Source organism: Caldicoprobacter guelmensis (genome assembly GCF_016908415.1).
Lineage (GTDB): Bacteria > Bacillota > Clostridia > Caldicoprobacterales > Caldicoprobacteraceae > Caldicoprobacter > Caldicoprobacter guelmensis.
This window is the reverse complement of sequence record NZ_JAFBDW010000005.1, coordinates 134,325-152,044: the sequence shown is the minus strand read 5'-3', so window position 1 is coordinate 152,044 and position 17,720 is coordinate 134,325. Positions and strand designations below refer to the sequence as shown.

The window sequence follows — 17,720 nt, the reverse complement described above, 5'->3', positions numbered from 1 at the left end:
AATAACGCTTAATAATCAACTAATTATTCCTATTTTTTACCTTATTTCAAGATTATATAAATTTAACTCAAAAAATTAAAACTTTAAACTACTTTTCATGTTTTTTGCTCTATTCTGTGTATCTTAATCTTATATATACCCCTTTGTTTTTCATTCCCCTGTGAAATTTTTATCATTACCGTATATACAAAGTCATACAATCGTGGTAGACTAATTATTAAAAGCAAAACAAAAAGGGGGGTTACAAAAGCCATGGAAAATTTAGGCTTACAGCTCTATTCAATAAAAGAGCTTACCCAAAAGGATTTCATTGGCACTCTAAAAGAAGTAGCCAATATAGGTTATGATGGAGTAGAATTTGCAGGTTTTTTCAACACTCCCGCCAAGGAGCTTAAAAAAGCGTTGGACGACCTGAACCTCATTCCCTGTGGCAGCCACACCGGCATTGACTTACTTCAAAACAATCTTGACGAAGTGATAGAATATAACCTCGAAATAGGAAACCGGTACGTAATATGTCCTGGCATTCCTCATCATATGCGCGACAGCGCCGATGCTTATAAAAGGCTAGGAGAACTGTTCAATAAGATTGGTCAACGCTGCAAGGAAAATGGAATTCAATTTGCATATCATAACCATGATTTTGAATTTGAAAAATTCGATGACCAATACGGGCTGGATATTTTAATGTCCCATACTGCCCCAGACCTCGTTCACCTGGAACTGGACACTTTTTGGGTGGAATACTGCGGCCTAAAAGCAGTAGATTTCATGAGAAAATATCCACAGCAGTGTTCTTCTCTTATCCACATAAAGGACCTTAAAAGCATGGATGAAAAGGTGAGCACGGAAATAGGGAGCGGTATAGTGGACTTCGTTGAGATTGTACGTGTGGGTAAGGAACTGGGGATTAAATGGTACATCGTGGAACAGGAAGAATTTGAAAAGCCACAGCTTGAAAGCATAAAACAAAGCCTTAATTATTTGAGGAACATCTTATAAGGAAAGGGGTAAACAATTATGAAAGACGGTAAGTTGTGTATAGGTATAATCGGAGCCGGAAATATCGCTCAAAGCGCTCATATACCAAATTACAAAAAACAAAAGGACGTTGAGATAATAGGGGTATGCGATTTCAACCTGGAAAGAGCTAAAGAAGTTGCCAATAAGTTCGACATAAAATATGCCTTCAACAGTTATCAGGATATCATCAATATTGAAGAGATCGACGCAATAAGCATCTGTACCCCCAATAACTCCCATGCTGAGATTGCCATTGCGGCAGCCAATGCCAAAAAACATATACTGTGCGAAAAGCCCATGGCTATGAACGTAAAAGAAGCAGAAGAGATGTGCAAGGCTGCCAAGGACAACAATATCGTATTCATGATGGGATTTGTAAACAGATTCCGCGCTGAAAGCAAGCTCATAAAAGCACTGGCTGACGCAGGCAAATTTGGAGAGATATACTACGCAAAAACAGGGTGGATGAGAAGGCGCGGTACACCACTTGGATGGTTTACTGACCTATCCAAATCTGGTGGCGGCCCCGTCATAGATATCGGAGTTCATGTAATCGATTTAACATGGTACTTCATGGGCAAGCCAAAGCCAATAAGCGTGAGTGCCGCTACATACAGCAAAATAGGCAATTATCAAACCAAAGGTGTAGGCCGTTGGGTGGCTTTGGATGCTGACAATATCGTATTTGAAACCGAAGATTCTGCTTCGGGCTTTATCAGGTTTGAAAACGGTGCTTCCATGACATTCGACGTAAGCTGGGCTATTAACGGAAAAGATACAGGAGTATACAGCTATATCTTCGGTACAAAAGCCGGCGCAAGTTTTAATCCCTTGATGATTTACGGCGAAGAAGAAAACTACTTGATGGACTCCTCTCCCGTCATCAGGCAGGAAGACAGCTTTGCCAATCAAATAGAACACTTCATAGAATGCATACGTGAAGGCAAACAACCCATAGCACCAGCCGAGGATGGCCTTGAAGTTCAAAAAATGCTCAACGGGATTTATGAATCGGCAAAGCTGGGTAGAGAAGTGATGCTGTGACATCATCCTGCCCTCAATAATTAAGACTCATCCTAGCATCGGATGGTAACATACGCCGCGTCCGCATCGAACTTATAACCGTGTTCGGTGCACTTAAACCAAATTTAGGCATTATAGAAAAAACCTCCTACAGGGCAGATTGCATGGTACCTTGTAGGAGGTTTTTTATTGTTAGCCGTTTAGCCTTCAATTACCTGTTTGGCCAGCTCCACCGGCGATATGGCATCCCTTGAAAATGGCCTGAGCCTCAGTCTGAAGTTGAACTCATGTGGCAGCAGCCTGTACTGTGGCAACTGACCAGGTCCACAGCTCGCACTGCCCAGCCCATGCTGTTTGTAATCCAGATTCACGGTGATGAAGTCACGCCTTGGCAGTTCATAAGTATGCGAAGCCGCATCTAGATCCTGTGTAGTAAACCAGTGCGCACTGAATTCAAGTTGCGGCATTCCCACAGCCAGCAGGCCCATACCGCGGATATTTGTGAAGGATACCCATCGCACATCGGTGCGGTTCCCATTCTCCTGCGGGCGCACATAGGGCGTGTACAGGTCATCCACCTTGCGGCTGTATACGCCAAAGCGGTTGGCCTCCTTGCTGTCACAATAGCTCTCGCCAGGGCCGCGTCCATACCACGATACCGTATCCATACAAGCCGGCAGCGCCATCTGCAGCCCTATCCTCGGCAGAGTATCCGGCAACTTGCCCTGTGGTACACCATGAACTTCTATAATCATGTCTCCACTGCCGTAAATGTTATAGATATACTCGCACAGTATACCCCAATCGTACACTGGTGGGGCTATGCGCGAGGCGACCTTTACTTGCACAACATTTTTATCGCAAGCCTTGAATTCAACGCTATCTATGCGGTGCTGCATCCTGTCAAGGCCAGCCTTGCGCCACATGACAGCCTCATGCACATCGTTATCAGTGGGCGCCCTCCAGAAATTCATCTTGGGCCCCTTAACCAACATATCCATTCCCTGATAAACCCAGGACTCTATAACGCCCCTTATTCTGTCAAATGCCAGCTTAAAATCAGCTCCCATCACTAATAACTTATTCCCCTGTTGCTCACAAGACACCGGAGGCATGGATGCCACATGCACTTTAGGTGCGGCTGCCTCAACCGGAAGTTTAAACTGCGCCCAGGCAACCTCATATCCTCTCTCGGCCCATAGAGTATCACAAGCCAAGGTAAAATGCAGGTTCAGCCAGTAGTCGGTACCGGGCTTAACCGTTTGAGGCATTCTCAAAGGTATAGCCACAATCTGGCTTTCGCCAGCCTTAATATGAGGCATATTAATTTGACCACCTTGCAACACCTGGCCGTCGGCAACTACATCCCATGATAAGGCCAGGTGGTCCAGCGAAATGAAGTCATATCGGTTGATAATCCGCACCTTACCAGCCTTTAAATCAACTTCTTCTACCTTTACCGGCTCAAGCGCCTTCTTGTATTCTATCAACCCGGGGGAAGGAGTCCTATCCGGAAACACCAAGCCATCTATAACGAAATTCCCATCATTGGGCTGATCTCCAAAGTCACCACCGTAGGCAAAGTACTCTTTTCCATCGGCCGTCTTTTGCCTGATGCCATGGTCCAGCCACTCCCACACACAACCTCCCTGAAGCCTCTTGTATGCATAGAAAACATCCCAGTACTCTTTCAGATTGCCCGGACCATTGCCCATGGCATGGGCATACTCGCAAAGTATGTGGGGCCGCTTCATGTTCACCTTTTGCCCCAGCTCTATCATCTTTTCTACAGAAGTATACATCGTGCTGTATACGTCCGCTACTTTAGGTTCAACCTCTTCTTTGTCGAATATAAGCCGGGTTTCCCCCTCATAATGGATGAGGCGAGTAGGGTCTATCTCTCGAGCTTTCCTTGCCATGGCCTCATGATTTCGCCCAAACCCCGATTCGTTGCCCAACGACCACATGATGATGCAGGGATGGTTTTTGTCGCGCTGCACCATCCTCTCCATGCGATCCACATAGGCATCTTCCCATTCGGGTTCATTGCTTAACCTTTCCCAATCATTCAACACCGCAAAGCCATGACACTCAAGGTCTGCCTCATCTATAACATAAAGCCCGTATTCGTCACACAGGTCATAAAACCTGGGGTCATCGGGATAATGGGAAGTCCGCACTGCATTTATATTGTGTTGTTTCATGAGGATAACATCTTGTACCATCGCATCAAGTGGAACCGCCCTGCCAAGGTCAGGGTGGTGTTCATGGCGATTTACGCCCTTGAGCTTTATAGCAACGCCGTTGACCAGGAAATTCCCATCCTTTAACTCTATGGACCTGAACCCAACCCTGGATGGGATGACTTCCAAAATGCGTCCATCAGCGTCCTTCACAGTAAGCAGTAATTTATATAGATAAGGCGATTCGGCTGACCACTTCTCAGGGTTGGATACAGGGATCTCTATACCCAATGTGGTCTGGCCGGCAGCAACTATAGAAAATCTCTCTTTAAGCGGGTTTTCCATAACCGGACAATCATGCGCATCCAACAGCTTAACTTCTAATTCACCGCTTACTTCTATCTGAGATGCATTATTCAAAACAACCTTGATATGGAGGATCGCGTCTCTGTATTGTTCATCCAGCTGAGTACGCACAAAATAATCAAACAGGTACACCTTTGGCCTGGCAAGAAGGTACACATCCCTGAATATGCCGCTCAGCCACCACATGTCCTGGTCCTCTAGATAGCTCCCATCACTCCACTGATATACCCTGACTGCCAAGGTATTCATACCCACACGGACCCAAGGGGTTATGTCAAACTCGGCCGGCAAACGGCTGCCCTGGCTGTATCCCACCTCGTTGCCGTTCACCCACACATGGAATGCGCTGTCCACTCCTTCAAATCTTAAGGCTATCTGGTACCCCTGCCAGCTTTCGGGTATGTAAAAATTGCGCCTATAGCAACCAGTGGGATTCTCACTGGGCACTCGCGGGGGATCCACCGGAAAAGGATATATAACATTGGTGTAATGCGGCCGCCCGTATCCCGCCATCTGCCAGTTTAGAGGCACCTCAATGTCATCCCATGACGTCACATCATAATCTTCACGATAAAAGCCCTCAGGCGCCTCCATTGGCGATTCGGCATAATAGAACTTCCACACCCCGTTGAGCAGCTTAAAACGCAAAGAAGCCCCTCGCTGACCTGTTAAAGCTGACATCTCGTCATGATACGGGATAAAGTAGGACCTGCTGGGCATGCGGTTGCGCTGAAGCACCTTTGGGTTTTCCCAATCGTTTAAAATCCTCCCTTTTGCATCCATAATAAAACACCGCCTCCCTTGATTTCAAAAAGTATGTTTAGCGTTATTTTTAAGATACCGATGCATTATAATCGTCCACAATTTGACCTACCAATCTCACACGTTCAATATTCCCCGTAGAAGGAAGTTCATCAGATATTCCAAGAATAAGCCTGGGTGCAAACAATTCAATAACTTTCTTGGCCTGTTCAATTAACTGCTCTTCAGGATAGATGTCATCAAACAAAATGGCAGCAATGCCGTCCAACAAAAACATATTATCCCCCAATGCCTTTTTAACCTCTTCTAAAGTTACGTCACCTTGCGGCTTAGGAGTAATCGCTTCTATCCCGTCAAGGCCTGTATCCTTTGCAAAAGGCAGAAGAGGTTTGACATCTCCATCCCAATGCGCATGAGTAAACTTACCCGCTTTGTGCAGCAGCTCGTTCCTCCTCTGATAAGCAGGAAGAACGTATTTTTTGAACAAATTAGGTGGAAGAGTACCAGCATGTATGTTGTCCCCAAAATTTACAACCTCTATGGGCGATTTATTGATCACTTCAATAAGGCGCTCATGGCTTTCATTCAAAACCTGAAAATATTTCTCTACCGTCTTTGGATAATCCATCAGCGCGTAAATAGCTGCCTCTACACCCATATCATCAATATACAAGTGCTGGATATTGACACGTGGCATAAATATAGTAGGAAGTCCCAAATCTCCCCATTCTCTGTAAACTTTTTGATAATGTTCCTCATCCCATTGCCATTCACATCTTTCTTCAATCCATATAGCTACTTTCATTTCATCCTCACACGTAATCCACCACTTCTTGGGAAATGTGCCCGGATTAGATGTATTGGCGGCATATATTGCATTAAGCTTGCCTACAGGGGTTTCGATAACATATTCCGTTTCAAGGGAAGATAATTTTCTTGAATATCTTCTAACGCTGGGATGATCCACCCTCTTAAAACAGCCGTTATAATCGTAAATACGGTTGGAACATCCAAGTTCCCTATAGATTTCAGGCAACGTCATGCCTGTAAACGGCGCTGGGAGTTCTTGCTTAGCAAAAATCTTATCTTCATACCATGCAAGGATCCTGGGCTGCCAAATAATTTTTCCCTTGGATTGTCCCCGGATAACATCCCTATGCAGCTGAGCCAAATTGACGTTTCTATGGTCGGTAGGCCTTCCTCCCATACTCAAATTCCCCCATTTTTCAATAAATACCACTTTTAAACATGCACTAATTTACCGGCAATTCAAGTAACCGACATCATAAAATTTGCAATTTAAAACCTTAAGTTAAGAGAAATACAAACTGTACTTTTCCAAAGAAGTACAAATGGCCTCTATGTTCTCAAGAGGTACGTCAGGACCGCACTCAGCCACCAACATCAATCCCCCTTCAGGAGATCCAAGTTTCTCCACCACCTCTCTCACGTGTTCATCAATATCACCAGGAGTGCAAAACGGAAACATCTGGCGATCCAGATCAGCATCTACACATACTTTACCCTTGCATACCTTTACCAGGTTATCAATACCATTTGCTCTAACCTGAGGGTTTATAACATTTACTCCACACTCTATCAAATCAGGTATAATAGGGTAAATGCATCCGTCACTGTGCATATATACATACCTACCAGCCTCATGACAACGTTGATATATCCTGTAATAACACGGCTTTAGATATTTTCTCCACTTCTCAGGGCTGATAGGCAAACTGTTTTGCATTCCCAGGTCATCTCCAAAATACAGCACCTGGTCATCATTATTTTTCAGCAATATCTCCAATTGCCTCATGTTATACTCAAGAACAATATCGATAAGCATTTGTAATTCAGGGGGTTCTTCGGCAAAATCAAGCATTAGCTCTTCAAAACCCCGTAAGTCAACCAACCTCAAATACATAAACCCATGGGGCATACCCATATCGATGTCTGGTGCTTTTAAGCTACGAACTGCTTCCCGAGTAGGCACGGGATGATATGTAACGATTGCTTCCATACCATCATGAATATTAGTCCATACACATCCCCAAGCATCAACATGCTGTCCTTGGTTATATGTCTTCGGCTTTCTATTATAATCGTAACTGCCCTTTTTATATTTCCCAAATAGCAAGGGATGCCTTAATACGATATCCTCCAGTTCCTCTCTATATTTCATCCACGTAGCTGGGAGCAACGATACCCTTACAGGTATCCTATCTGGATGTTGAAATTTCATGGCTTTCATGAAATTTTTCATATAATCATTCATTGAAAGCTCCCCTCTTTGTAAAACTCTGTACGCTTTCGAAAAGTCTGAGAGCTTTATTTTAGCTTGTTTGCAAGTTAGATTTTAGGACTTTGGCCCCTAATTATTCTGCAAGGTTGCCCCACAAAATCAATCGTTGTGCCTATATTGTTCACCTACTTTTTCTAGAGTGTTCAACTCTCTAAAAAACTCCTTCATTTAAAAAAACAAAAAAGACCGTACCCCATCCCTCCAACAGATGAGGACGATCTTTTCTACCTTTACTCAACAGTAAAAGGCAACAACGCTAAATTGCGGGCCCTCTTAATGGCCACGGTAAGCTGTCGTTGATGCTTGGCACAGTTTCCGGAGATCCTCCGCGGAAGGATTTTGCCTCTCTCTGTCATATATTTTTTAAGCTTTTGTATATCCTTGTAGTCTATCTTCTCAACTTTATCCAAACAGAAACTGCACACTCTCTTTTTATTGCGCCTTCCTCTAGCAGGCTTTACCGCATTCTCAACCATCAACCTTTACCTCCTTTTACACTAAAATGGAAGCTCATCCTCTTCCCCTTCAATGTATTGGAAACCAGCAGGGACATCTTCGTACTCTTGCTGTGCCCCGTATTCCGGCTGCGAAAACGGCACATCATGAAGGGGCACCGTACTTCTCTCCATCCCCGAACTGTCGCGATCTAAAAATACCACCTCATCTGCTACCACTTCAGTTACATATCGCCGCTGTCCATCACGTCCCTCGTAATTGCGAGTCTGAATCCTTCCCGAAACGGCCACCAATCTGCCCTTGCTGAGATACTTGGCACAGGTTTCAGCCAAACCCCGCCATACCACAATAGGGATAAAATCAGCTTCTCGCTCCCCTTGCTGGTTGGTAAAATTCCTATTTACCGCCAGGAAAAAAGTCGTTACCGCAACGCCGCTAGGGAGGTACCGAATCTCTGGGTCCTTGGTCAAGCGACCAATCAATATAACCTTATTTAACAATTTTTACACCCACTTTCTGTTATTCGTCCTCCCGGACAATCAAATAGCGAATGACATCGTCTGTAATCTTGTAGACTCGCTCCAACTCATGTGGGACAGAAGGACCTGCAGTGAAATTCATGAGCACATAATAACCCTCTTTGAAATGCCTGATGGGATAGGCCAGCTTCCTCTTGCCCCACTCATCCACCTTGTCCACCTGCCCGCCCTGTTCAACGATGAGATTTGAAAATTTTTGAACAGCCTGTTTAATGGCCTCTTCTTCCAAATCAGGGCGCAGGACGTACACAGTCTCGTACTTCCTTATCCTCATCTCGCTTCACCTCCTTCTGGACTTTGGCCCTGCTTCTTAAGCAGAGCAAGGATGCAGCGTATATACTGCTTTTTCATCATTTATGGATTATATCATCCTATACGCCTAAATGCAATAAAAAATTTTGTAGGGGGGTTCGTTGTAAAATTAAGGTTCGTTGTAAAATTAAATGCAACACCTAAAAAATAGTAGAACCATAGTGAGAAATCCTGTATGATATAGATATCCAAAATCACCAAACATACAGGGAGGTCTCACTATGGCTCAACATAATTGTACCACGAAATGTCGCTCTTTTAAACACCTAAATCTTTACGAGAGAGGAGAAATCGCAGCTTTGCTTAAAGAGGGCAGAAGTATGAGATATATTGCAAGGAAACTTGGCCGATCTCCAAGTACTACCAGCAAAGAAATTAAACGGGGTACTGTTACTCAGTTAAAATCTGATTTGTCTACTTACCAAGCGTATCTCCCTGAAACAGGCCAGGCTATATATGAAAAGCGGCGTAAAGATTGTCGTGCTAATCTTAAGCTCCCATATGTTAATGAGTTTATTAAGTTTGCTGAAGAGAAAATGTTGGGTGAGAAAAAGTGGTCTCCAGACAGTATAGTAGGTTATTGTAAAAGGGACCCCAGCTGGAGAGACAAACCGATAGTCTGTACAAAAACATTATACAATTACATAGACAGGGGATATCTTAAGGTACGCAATATCGACCTATTGCTTAAACCAAGGTTAAAACCCAGAAACAAAGTAAAACCGAGAGAGCATAAACGAGTTATGGGGAAAAGCATAGATTTAAGACCTAAGGAAGCAAAAAACAGAGAAGAATTTGGGCACTGGAAGATAGATACGTTAATAGGCAAACGCTCTAATGATGCAGTACTATTGACACTGACCGAGAGAAAAACCAGATATGAGCTGATATTCTTACTGGATTCGAATGACAGTAGAGCAGTAAATAGTGTGTTTATGGAACTTAAAGTTAGGTACGGTGAGTTATTTCCCAAGGTATTTCGTAGTATAACAGCTGACAATGGTTCGGAGTTCAGTGAATTATCTAGCATTCTATAAAGGTACAGGAGTGGTGCATATTTTGCTCATCTATACACATCATGGGAGAGGGCAAGCAACGAAAGACATAATGGGATAATAAGGCGTTTTATCCCAAAGGCTAAACCGATACGGGGGATAACCTTATCAAAGGTGAAGAAGATAGAAAGGTGGATGAATGAGTATCCGAGGAAAATACTAGAGTGCTTTTATGAAGAACTGTTGCGTATAAGCACTGACATAAAAGTGGTAGAAGAATTGGTTATAGGCTGCCACAACTGTGCAAGCCAATGTGGTTAACTGTATAATACCGCAGACAACAAGGGACAAACGCAATGATTACGTACAATTAAGGCCTTTAGGCCAGGTATGCCCAAAGGCCAGGACATGATTATATCATTAGGGATGTTGTCAAGGTCGGGTAGTATTTTCACGCTAACCCTTCCCTTGACAACATAAGGCTTTACATTTTGAACAGTAAAAATTTGGATATCTATATCATACTTTTCCTTAAAAAAGTGTTGCATTTAATATTGCAATTTTCAATTAAACTGGCTGGCAGAATACCAAAATATTTCATTTTCACAGCGAATACAGTATAATTCCTAACACACCTGACAACACAATAAGGAAAATGGGATGCATTTTATATTTTAAGCTGGCTATTATGGCAACAACAAATATCAATACAGCCCGCCAATTAATTGCATTCAAAATATTGCGAATGTCCACAAATATACGGACGCTGCCGTTGGACGCCATAAAAAACGTAGTACGAGCAATCAAAAAGGCAGCCGATGCTATAAGGCCAATGACAGCAGGACGCAACCCGTACAGCGCATACTGGAGAAGCGGCTGATCCTTAAAGCGCGCAGAATACTTGGCCACCAGCGTAACTATTATGAACGACGGCAGCACAACCCCCACAGTAGCAAAGGTAGCACCCGGTATACCACCAGTTTTGACACCTACAAAGGTAGCGGCGTTAATTGCAAATGGCCCTGGTGTCATCTCTGAAACAGCTATCATGTCAATCGTCTCTTTGAAGGTAAGCCATCCGTGATTTACTATTTCCTGTTGAATGAGAGGGATCATGGCATATCCCCCACCTATGGTGAACAACCCTATTTTGAAAAAAGTCCAAAGCAATTCCAAATACAGCTTGGACATGCTTCATGCTTCCCTTCTCTTTTTTATATAGCTTATGACTATCCCTACTACAGCCGACGCTAAAAGCACATATATGGCGCTTATGTTGGTCAAACTCATTATGGCAAACACGAAGACAGCAATTGTCCACCCATACTCGTCCTTTATACTGGGCTTGATAAGCTGAACCAGTGCCGTTATAATAAGGGCCACCACGCCGGCGCTCACTCCTTCAAAGGCGTTTGCAACTACTGGTATGCTTTTGAAGCTAGAAAAGAAAAGCGCAATGACGGAGATAACTATAAATGATGGCAGCACAACCCCTATAGCAGAGGCCAACGCTCCCCATATCCCGGCTATACGATAACCGACAAATATGGCCGAATTCACCGCAATTACCCCAGGGACAGACTGCACCATGGCAAATATATCAACGATTTCCTCTTCTTCAATCCAGTGATTGCTGTCCACAATTTCCCTTTTTATGAAGGGAATCATGGCCAGTCCACCGCCAAACGTGAATGCCCCTATGCGGAAAAAAACAAAAAATAGCTTTTGCATCTTCTTCCACTTATCATCCCTATTCATATTGACATGACCCCTTTTGTATATGTGTGTTGTTTGTTTATTATAGCAGTGCATATGGTTTTTTTCAAGCAAAAGGCGGTTTGTTCTGTGCTAAAAATTGTTAAATATTATTGATGGCTTTAGTATCAATAATTAGCTCTATCCCATAAATTACCAGCACATTATATTTAAGTGAAGATGATTTATAAAAAAATGCTTCACCGAGTTGTAACATACAGCACTGTGATGTAAAATGGATTTAAACATAAAATCTTAAGAAGGAGAGAACCCAAAAATGTCCATACTATCATCATATAAAGATATGTTTGGCTCTTCATTTCACTGCAAATGCGGCGTACAACATGCAGTACCCCTAAAACACGTGGTAATAAAACAAAACGCGGAAGAAGGGGTCCCTTCAATATTGGACAGCGAAAAGCTAGGAAAACGTGGCCTCATGGTATGCGACGACAATACTTGGAAATTTGCAGGCAAGCGCATATCAGAGGTGCTCTCGAACAATGGATACGATATAAAGGTATGCCTGCTTAATCAAAAACCCATGGTAATACCAGATGAGAGCGCCATAACACAAATACTGCTGGAATTTGAACCGTCAATGGACTTCTTGATAGCAGTGGGTTCAGGCACTATAAACGACTTAACGCGCTTTATCAGCCACAGGACAGGTAAGCCCTATATCGTATTTGCCACTGCCCCTTCAATGGACGGTTATGCTTCCACCGTGTCTCCCTTGCTCATAAACGGATTCAAGCGTACCTACATCACCGTCCACCCACTCGCAATAATAGCAGACATCGATATGCTGTGCTCGGCACCGGATGATATGATACTGGCTGGGTTTGGCGACATACTGGGCAAGGTCACCTCACTGGCCGACTGGCAACTGGGCGTCATCCTGGCGGAAGAAAGGCTGTGTCCTGTAGCTAAAAACATGGTACAAAGCGCTCTGGAGGAAGTCGTTTCAAAAGCATCTCAAATAGCCCAAAGAAAGTCTGAAGGCATACAAGCCCTCATGGAAGCTCTCATCCTGTCGGGCGTAGCCATGATGATGGTGGGCAACTCCCGGCCGGCTTCGGGCAGCGAGCATCACATATCCCACTATATTGAGATGAAATACTTTATGGAAGGACGCCAGCCACTTCTCCACGGCACAAAGGTTGGACTGGCCGTACTTTATACGGTGGCACTGTATAACGAGCTGGCATCCCTGGATCCCAAAAACATAGACATTCAGCAATTAGTGAAAACGAAAATTCCCTATGAAGAATGGTGCCAAAAGATAAAGGAAGTATTCGGCCCTATTGCACAAGAGGTAATAGGCTTAAACGACAGGCAAAACTGGGATTCGGTTGTTTATGAGCGGAGACTACACAACATCAAAGAAAAATGGGAAACTCACCTCAAGCCATTACTTTCATCGGTACCCCGACTCGATACAGTGAAGGAATGGCTGCAGAGGGCAGGTGCCAATTTTACCCCTCAGGCTCTGGGCATAGAACAAAATTTGATGGAAGAAGCCCTGCTTTATGCCAAAGAAATCCGCCCCCACTATACCATCCTTCGCCTAGCAGATGATTTGGGCTTTTTGGAAGAGAAAGTAAAAAAGATAATAAACCTTGCACTTGTATAATATATTGTGAGTTACCAATCACCTTAGAAAAAGGTAGTTTCAAGAATTGGAGTCTTTTTGTATACTTTTTCGATAAAAGAGGAGAGCACTCACGATAAGCAGTGAGTGCTCTCCTCTAATCTTAAATTGTCCAAGCCAACGGACTCCTTTATCCCTTTTATAATAACGTTACTTTCCCTTCCTTTATAATACCCATTTAATTAGCATTATCAGGACCAAATATCTTTCTGTAAGCCTCCTCAATCCGTTTCATCTGCTCTTCAGACAGTTCCCACTCACCCGCTCCTGCATTTTGCTCGGCTTGTTCAGGGGTTTTAGCTCCCACCAAAGCCGTGGTCACACCCTCCTGCTGATTTACCCAGTTGATGGCCACATGTGACACAGGCTTGCTCACCTCTTCTGCAATTCCCCTCAGCACATCCACCAACTGCATAGCTTTACTCCATAAGGGTTCGTGGAAAAACGGATAAAATTTATCCCTGTTGTCACCTTTTTCGAACTCAGGCTTTTCTTTAAATTTACCGGTTAGGATGCCTCCTCCCAGTGAACCGTACGTCAATACGCCAATCCCTTTTTCTCGACAGAAAGGCAACACATCTCTTTCTATACTTCTTTCCAACAAGGAATAATGCGGCTGCAGGCTGACAACCTCTGTTAAAGACGTAATCTCTTCCATAAGTTTTCTGTCAAAGTTGGAAACACCGAGATACCTAAACTTGCCAGCCTGTCTCAGTTTAACCAGCTCGTTCACTGTATCTTCCAGAGGTGTATTTCTGTCGGGCCAATGGATCTGGTACAGGTCTATCACATCAACGCCCAAGCGTCTCAGGGACTCGTCAATTTCTTTCCTTACGGATTCGGGCTTTAAATTGCGTATAAAACGTGGTCCCTCACGGACAATTCCACACTTGGTTGCAATAATCACCTTATCTCGCCTTCCTTTTATGGCTTCCCCCACAATGCGTTCAGCGTGGCCATTGCCATACGCCGGAGCTGTGTCTATGAGATTTATACCGCAATCTATCGCTCTCTGTATGGTTTCAATGGAGAGCTTATCATCCACACTGCCCCAGAAATCTCCCCCAATCGCCCAGGTCCCTAAACCTACCACCGAAACTACAAGGTCACTCTTCCCAAGTTTTTTATATCGCATCTTCTTTGCCTCCTTTTTTGCTTTTCTTACACGATCCTTGAATTTTAAAAGCAATTATTTCATTTCTCGCTTGAGTTTTTTCAACTGCTCCTGCATCTGAGTATTAAACATACCGCTATCCCCCTGTGTATCTCTGCCATGTTGGGTATTAGGCTGTGTAGTCCGAGCATCCCTAGACCCTCTCCCATGCCTCCCAGACGGCCGTAGAACATCGGCAGAGCTCCCCTCAGACTCCCTTTGCTGTCTGGCACCGCCAACGCTTCCCTTGTGGCCCATTGAGGGCCCAACATCATGTTCACGATTGTTGCGTACTTTAGGTTCTTGAGCTTTCACCAAACGCCTAACCCAGCCAAAAACGTAATACAGCTCGTTTAAGTTTAATTCCCCAAACTCTCCATTATTCATCTCATATTTAGATGAAGACTTCTTCGATATTTTCAAGAATCCATCGATAAAACTGCTATAGGCTTCTTTAAGGCTTCGTCCCCCTCCTAGCATCTCCAAGTTAGAATTCCGCACATCATACAACATCTTATAAAAATGCTGTAACTTTTCGCCCTCAGGCTTATCTCCCTCTCGTACCAAATTTATCATATCAAGTATAAAGCTCACAAAACCCGTACTCCCTGACTTTATTATATAATCAGCGGCGTGTTCGGCACAAATTAATAACTCTTCTTTACCCTTTGACATTTTGATCACCCCTCGTATATCGGCCTCTTGTATAGCGCTGAGCACATCATGAAGCTTCCCTCCGTTAACCCATCAAGATCAATGTTCCAGCATATAATTGCCATTTATCCCTCATATGACTTCAATGCATTGCTGTAGTTCAATATTCTTATAAGAGCGCTTATGTTTTTCCTCACTTCATCGTCGCATTCACTAACGTATTCCCGTGCCTTATCAGCCCACTCAGGCTGTGAATTTATTTCAATGCTGCCGTAAAAATAGGGCTTCCCATAGCCAATCTTAGGCTGAATGTCACCGCTTAAACCCAAGGCAAAGCACAAAAGCCTTACCTGTTCATCGGTTAAGCCTCTATATATAACCTCTCCTTCAAACTCTGACCCTGCATTTACAAACTCACACAAGATGGGACCCGATGGTTGAATCCCATTTATTCCATGTTTGTAAAACTTATATCCCTTATACTTGCCATTCTCCATATAATAATTACTCTCCGGGTGAGGCCGAAAACTCCTAGGTATACCCCTAACCTCGGTTTTGTAGTTCACAGCCACAAGGTCACTGAATCGTATCTTGCTCTTATTACCCATGCCCCCAAACATATCGCATATTATACATTTATGCTGTCCGTCATGCCGTTTGTCGGTTGGTAGTTTTTCATGCGGTAAAGAGGTTTGCAAGCAGCTATAAGACACGCTCTCTGCGATGGTTCTAATACACCCCTTAAAGCTTGTCCCCGGAATTATAGGTCTACCGTTTGTTTTTATAAATTCTCTATAGATTTTTCCATTATCCTGGACCCTGAAATGGCCGGAAAATATATGGACGGGCGTCAAAACCTTTACTCTAATTAAAATGCGCCCCTCCAGATTACCGTTTCCATGGTAAACTTTACACTTCAAAAAAGGTACAAAATCATAAGATTTTATCATATTCAAGATCACATCCTTGTAACACGTTATGGTCATTAATGGACACATCTTTTAGCAAAGCCAATACCGTTTCGCGGCCTTCTATCCACTTTTCTTTATAAAACCCCTTATCAACATAATCTTTTGCTTCAACAGCCTTGCTATAGTATCGCGCCATCATGGCCAAATTCTGAACCTTCATCTGTCCAAAACCTTTGGAAGTAAGCCCCCCAAAAACCACCAACCCCTGGTCAATTCTGTCAAATATTTCACACAGCAGCTTGATATGCCATCTGAAGAAGTTTTTAAGGGATATACTGCATTTAAATACAGCATCCTCTACATATTCAAATTCGTAGAGCGCCCCTCCTCTCGCTGCTCCTGTTATGCGGTCTATTGCTACCGATGCACGAGAGCCTATCCGGTAATTCCCCACGGGGTAAGCATCGTTAAAATATATACGGCTCTTCAATACGGTTGAGCCAAACAGCTTACATGCCGGGCAGCTGAGTTTATACCGTTCCTTCCCTATAGAGAACTCCGCATCTTGCAGTCGTTGACTTGCGCTGCGTTCTTCTTGCCTGATTCTTTGAGCACAGGGGGCTCTAAATATATCACAGCTGCCTGGCAACAGTTGTTCGGCACAGCTTCTGAAAACCCCTTTTAAAGACGAACCCGGCATAACCGGTACCAGCTTCCCGTCCTTGTACATGGTAATAAATGTATTGTCGGCCGCTGCAGGGTCAAGCTGGTCCTCGCGTCCTGACCTGATAAACAGGGGGCTTACAGTTTTTAGCTCAAATGATATGATAGCTTCATTGTATAACTTTCTAAACATACTGCCACCTCATTTCTTCCTTCAAGCCTTGCATGAGATAGCTTCTGAGGTTATGCTGTTCTATTTTGTATACCTTAGTTTCGGTTAACCTTATGCAACCCAAACCTACAGAGGTTTTACCTCCCACCCTTAATTGTCCGCTCTCCAGCACCTTCAATATAAGCTTTAAAATATCCTCGTGTTCTGGCTCCAAATTATCCACTGACATGTAAAACTCAAACCGAGCTCCAGCATCCACCTGCTCAAAGTCATATTTCTTCTTATCAGCAGCCGTCCCTGTATCCCTGTCTATCCCCACGCCATCTCGTATGCTAAGGTGGGCATCCCCTTTAAGGTGGCAATCGTTCACTGTCAGCTTGGAAGCAAAGTATGGATTACCAAAAATCCTGCACACAGTACACAGCCGCTTGTATATCTCTTCTGCAATTATGCGATCGGCATCATGATTGGCTTTAACCGACTCCTGTATATTTTTTATCTCATCAAGCTGCTCTTTGTTACCTAGGCATGGGTCATTGACTATCAAACAAGCTTTAAACCTTTCATCTATTCCACTTGATAGCAACGTCTCAAGGTAACTCCTCAGCACGCCTTTGAGAGAACTGCCTGGAATATATGGCTTCCCATTGCTATCCTTTATAACCGAATTGTCTACCTGCACTGGGTCTAAACTCTCACCGCTGGAACCTATATGTATAGGCGTCTCAGCCAGCAAAATGCCTTTTACGATGTATTTATTATAAAACCTATCAAGAAGCATCACAGGCTTCATCCCC

The 17,720-nt window shown here is 43.7% G+C and carries 16 protein-coding genes and 1 pseudogene; 4 read left to right on the top strand and 13 right to left on the bottom strand.

Features of this window, described 5'->3' with window-relative positions; genetic code table 11:
* The first annotated feature begins 252 nt into the window (after positions 1–252).
* Entirely contained in the window at positions 253–1,002 is a 750-nt protein-coding gene (locus tag JOD02_RS08480) for a sugar phosphate isomerase/epimerase family protein (protein ID WP_204488719.1), read from the top strand.
* Positions 1,003–1,020: 18 nt separating this feature from the next.
* On the top strand, positions 1,021–2,067 hold the full coding sequence (locus tag JOD02_RS08475; RefSeq protein ID WP_204488718.1) for a Gfo/Idh/MocA family protein: 1,047 nt from the start codon (positions 1,021–1,023) through the stop codon (positions 2,065–2,067).
* A gap of 179 nt (positions 2,068–2,246) precedes the next feature.
* On the opposite strand, the gene ebgA is transcribed toward JOD02_RS08475, so the two are convergent.
* The 6 genes from ebgA to rpsF all read right to left on the bottom strand — a co-directional run bounded on the left by ebgA (position 2,247) and on the right by rpsF (position 8,922).
* Positions 2,247–5,378, bottom strand: a complete 3,132-nt coding sequence (gene ebgA, locus JOD02_RS08470) for a beta-galactosidase subunit alpha (protein WP_204488717.1) — start codon at positions 5,376–5,378, stop codon at positions 2,247–2,249.
* A gap of 49 nt (positions 5,379–5,427) precedes the next feature.
* Entirely contained in the window at positions 5,428–6,564 is a 1,137-nt protein-coding gene (locus JOD02_RS08465) for a uroporphyrinogen decarboxylase family protein (RefSeq protein ID WP_204488716.1), read from the bottom strand.
* 105 nt (positions 6,565–6,669) lie between these two features.
* Entirely contained in the window at positions 6,670–7,632 is a 963-nt protein-coding gene (locus JOD02_RS08460) for a uroporphyrinogen decarboxylase family protein (RefSeq protein WP_204488715.1), read from the bottom strand.
* A gap of 257 nt (positions 7,633–7,889) precedes the next feature.
* Entirely contained in the window at positions 7,890–8,135 is a 246-nt protein-coding gene (rpsR, locus tag JOD02_RS08455; protein ID WP_204488713.1) for a 30S ribosomal protein S18, read from the bottom strand.
* Positions 8,136–8,156: 21 nt separating this feature from the next.
* Positions 8,157–8,615 (bottom strand): single-stranded DNA-binding protein, encoded by a 459-nt coding sequence (locus tag JOD02_RS08450; protein WP_204488712.1) that lies wholly within the window; start codon positions 8,613–8,615, stop codon positions 8,157–8,159.
* Positions 8,616–8,634: 19 nt separating this feature from the next.
* On the bottom strand, positions 8,635–8,922 hold the full coding sequence (gene rpsF, locus JOD02_RS08445; RefSeq protein WP_204488946.1) for a 30S ribosomal protein S6: 288 nt from the start codon (positions 8,920–8,922) through the stop codon (positions 8,635–8,637).
* Between the two features lie 265 nt (positions 8,923–9,187).
* On the opposite strand from rpsF, the pseudogene JOD02_RS08440 reads away from it, so the two are divergent.
* Positions 9,188–10,282, top strand: a pseudogene (locus JOD02_RS08440) (IS30 family transposase).
* A gap of 282 nt (positions 10,283–10,564) precedes the next feature.
* On the opposite strand, the gene JOD02_RS08435 reads toward JOD02_RS08440, so the two are convergent.
* Positions 10,565–11,152, bottom strand: a complete 588-nt coding sequence (locus JOD02_RS08435) for a chromate transporter (RefSeq protein WP_204488710.1) — start codon at positions 11,150–11,152, stop codon at positions 10,565–10,567.
* A gap of 3 nt (positions 11,153–11,155) precedes the next feature.
* Complete coding sequence (locus JOD02_RS08430) at positions 11,156–11,719, bottom strand: chromate transporter (protein WP_204488708.1); 564 nt, start codon at positions 11,717–11,719, stop codon at positions 11,156–11,158.
* Between the two features lie 274 nt (positions 11,720–11,993).
* On the opposite strand from JOD02_RS08430, the gene JOD02_RS08425 reads away from it, so the two are divergent.
* On the top strand, positions 11,994–13,352 hold the full coding sequence (locus JOD02_RS08425) for a sn-glycerol-1-phosphate dehydrogenase (RefSeq protein ID WP_204488706.1): 1,359 nt from the start codon (positions 11,994–11,996) through the stop codon (positions 13,350–13,352).
* 196 nt (positions 13,353–13,548) lie between these two features.
* Here JOD02_RS08425 and JOD02_RS08420 read toward each other — a convergent pair whose 3' ends face one another.
* The 5 genes from JOD02_RS08420 to csx7 (JOD02_RS08400) all read right to left on the bottom strand — a co-directional run bounded on the left by JOD02_RS08420 (position 13,549) and on the right by csx7 (JOD02_RS08400) (position 17,716).
* Positions 13,549–14,505, bottom strand: a complete 957-nt coding sequence (locus JOD02_RS08420) for an aldo/keto reductase (protein ID WP_204488704.1) — start codon at positions 14,503–14,505, stop codon at positions 13,549–13,551.
* 54 nt (positions 14,506–14,559) lie between these two features.
* Positions 14,560–15,198 carry a hypothetical protein gene (locus tag JOD02_RS08415; protein WP_204488702.1) on the bottom strand — a complete coding sequence of 213 codons (639 nt, stop codon included), beginning with the start codon at positions 15,196–15,198 and terminating at the stop codon, positions 14,560–14,562.
* Between the two features lie 104 nt (positions 15,199–15,302).
* Complete coding sequence (locus JOD02_RS08410; RefSeq protein ID WP_204488700.1) at positions 15,303–16,127, bottom strand: RAMP superfamily CRISPR-associated protein; 825 nt, start codon at positions 16,125–16,127, stop codon at positions 15,303–15,305.
* A complete protein-coding gene (gene csx7 / locus JOD02_RS08405; RefSeq protein ID WP_204488698.1) occupies positions 16,111–16,944 on the bottom strand; it encodes a type III CRISPR-associated RAMP protein Csx7 in 834 nt (277 codons plus the stop codon). The genes JOD02_RS08410 and csx7 (JOD02_RS08405) overlap by 17 nt, the downstream gene beginning before the upstream one ends.
* Entirely contained in the window at positions 16,937–17,716 is a 780-nt protein-coding gene (csx7, locus tag JOD02_RS08400; RefSeq protein WP_243426419.1) for a type III CRISPR-associated RAMP protein Csx7, read from the bottom strand. The genes csx7 (JOD02_RS08405) and csx7 (JOD02_RS08400) overlap by 8 nt, the downstream gene beginning before the upstream one ends.
* Positions 17,717–17,720 lie beyond the last annotated feature (4 nt).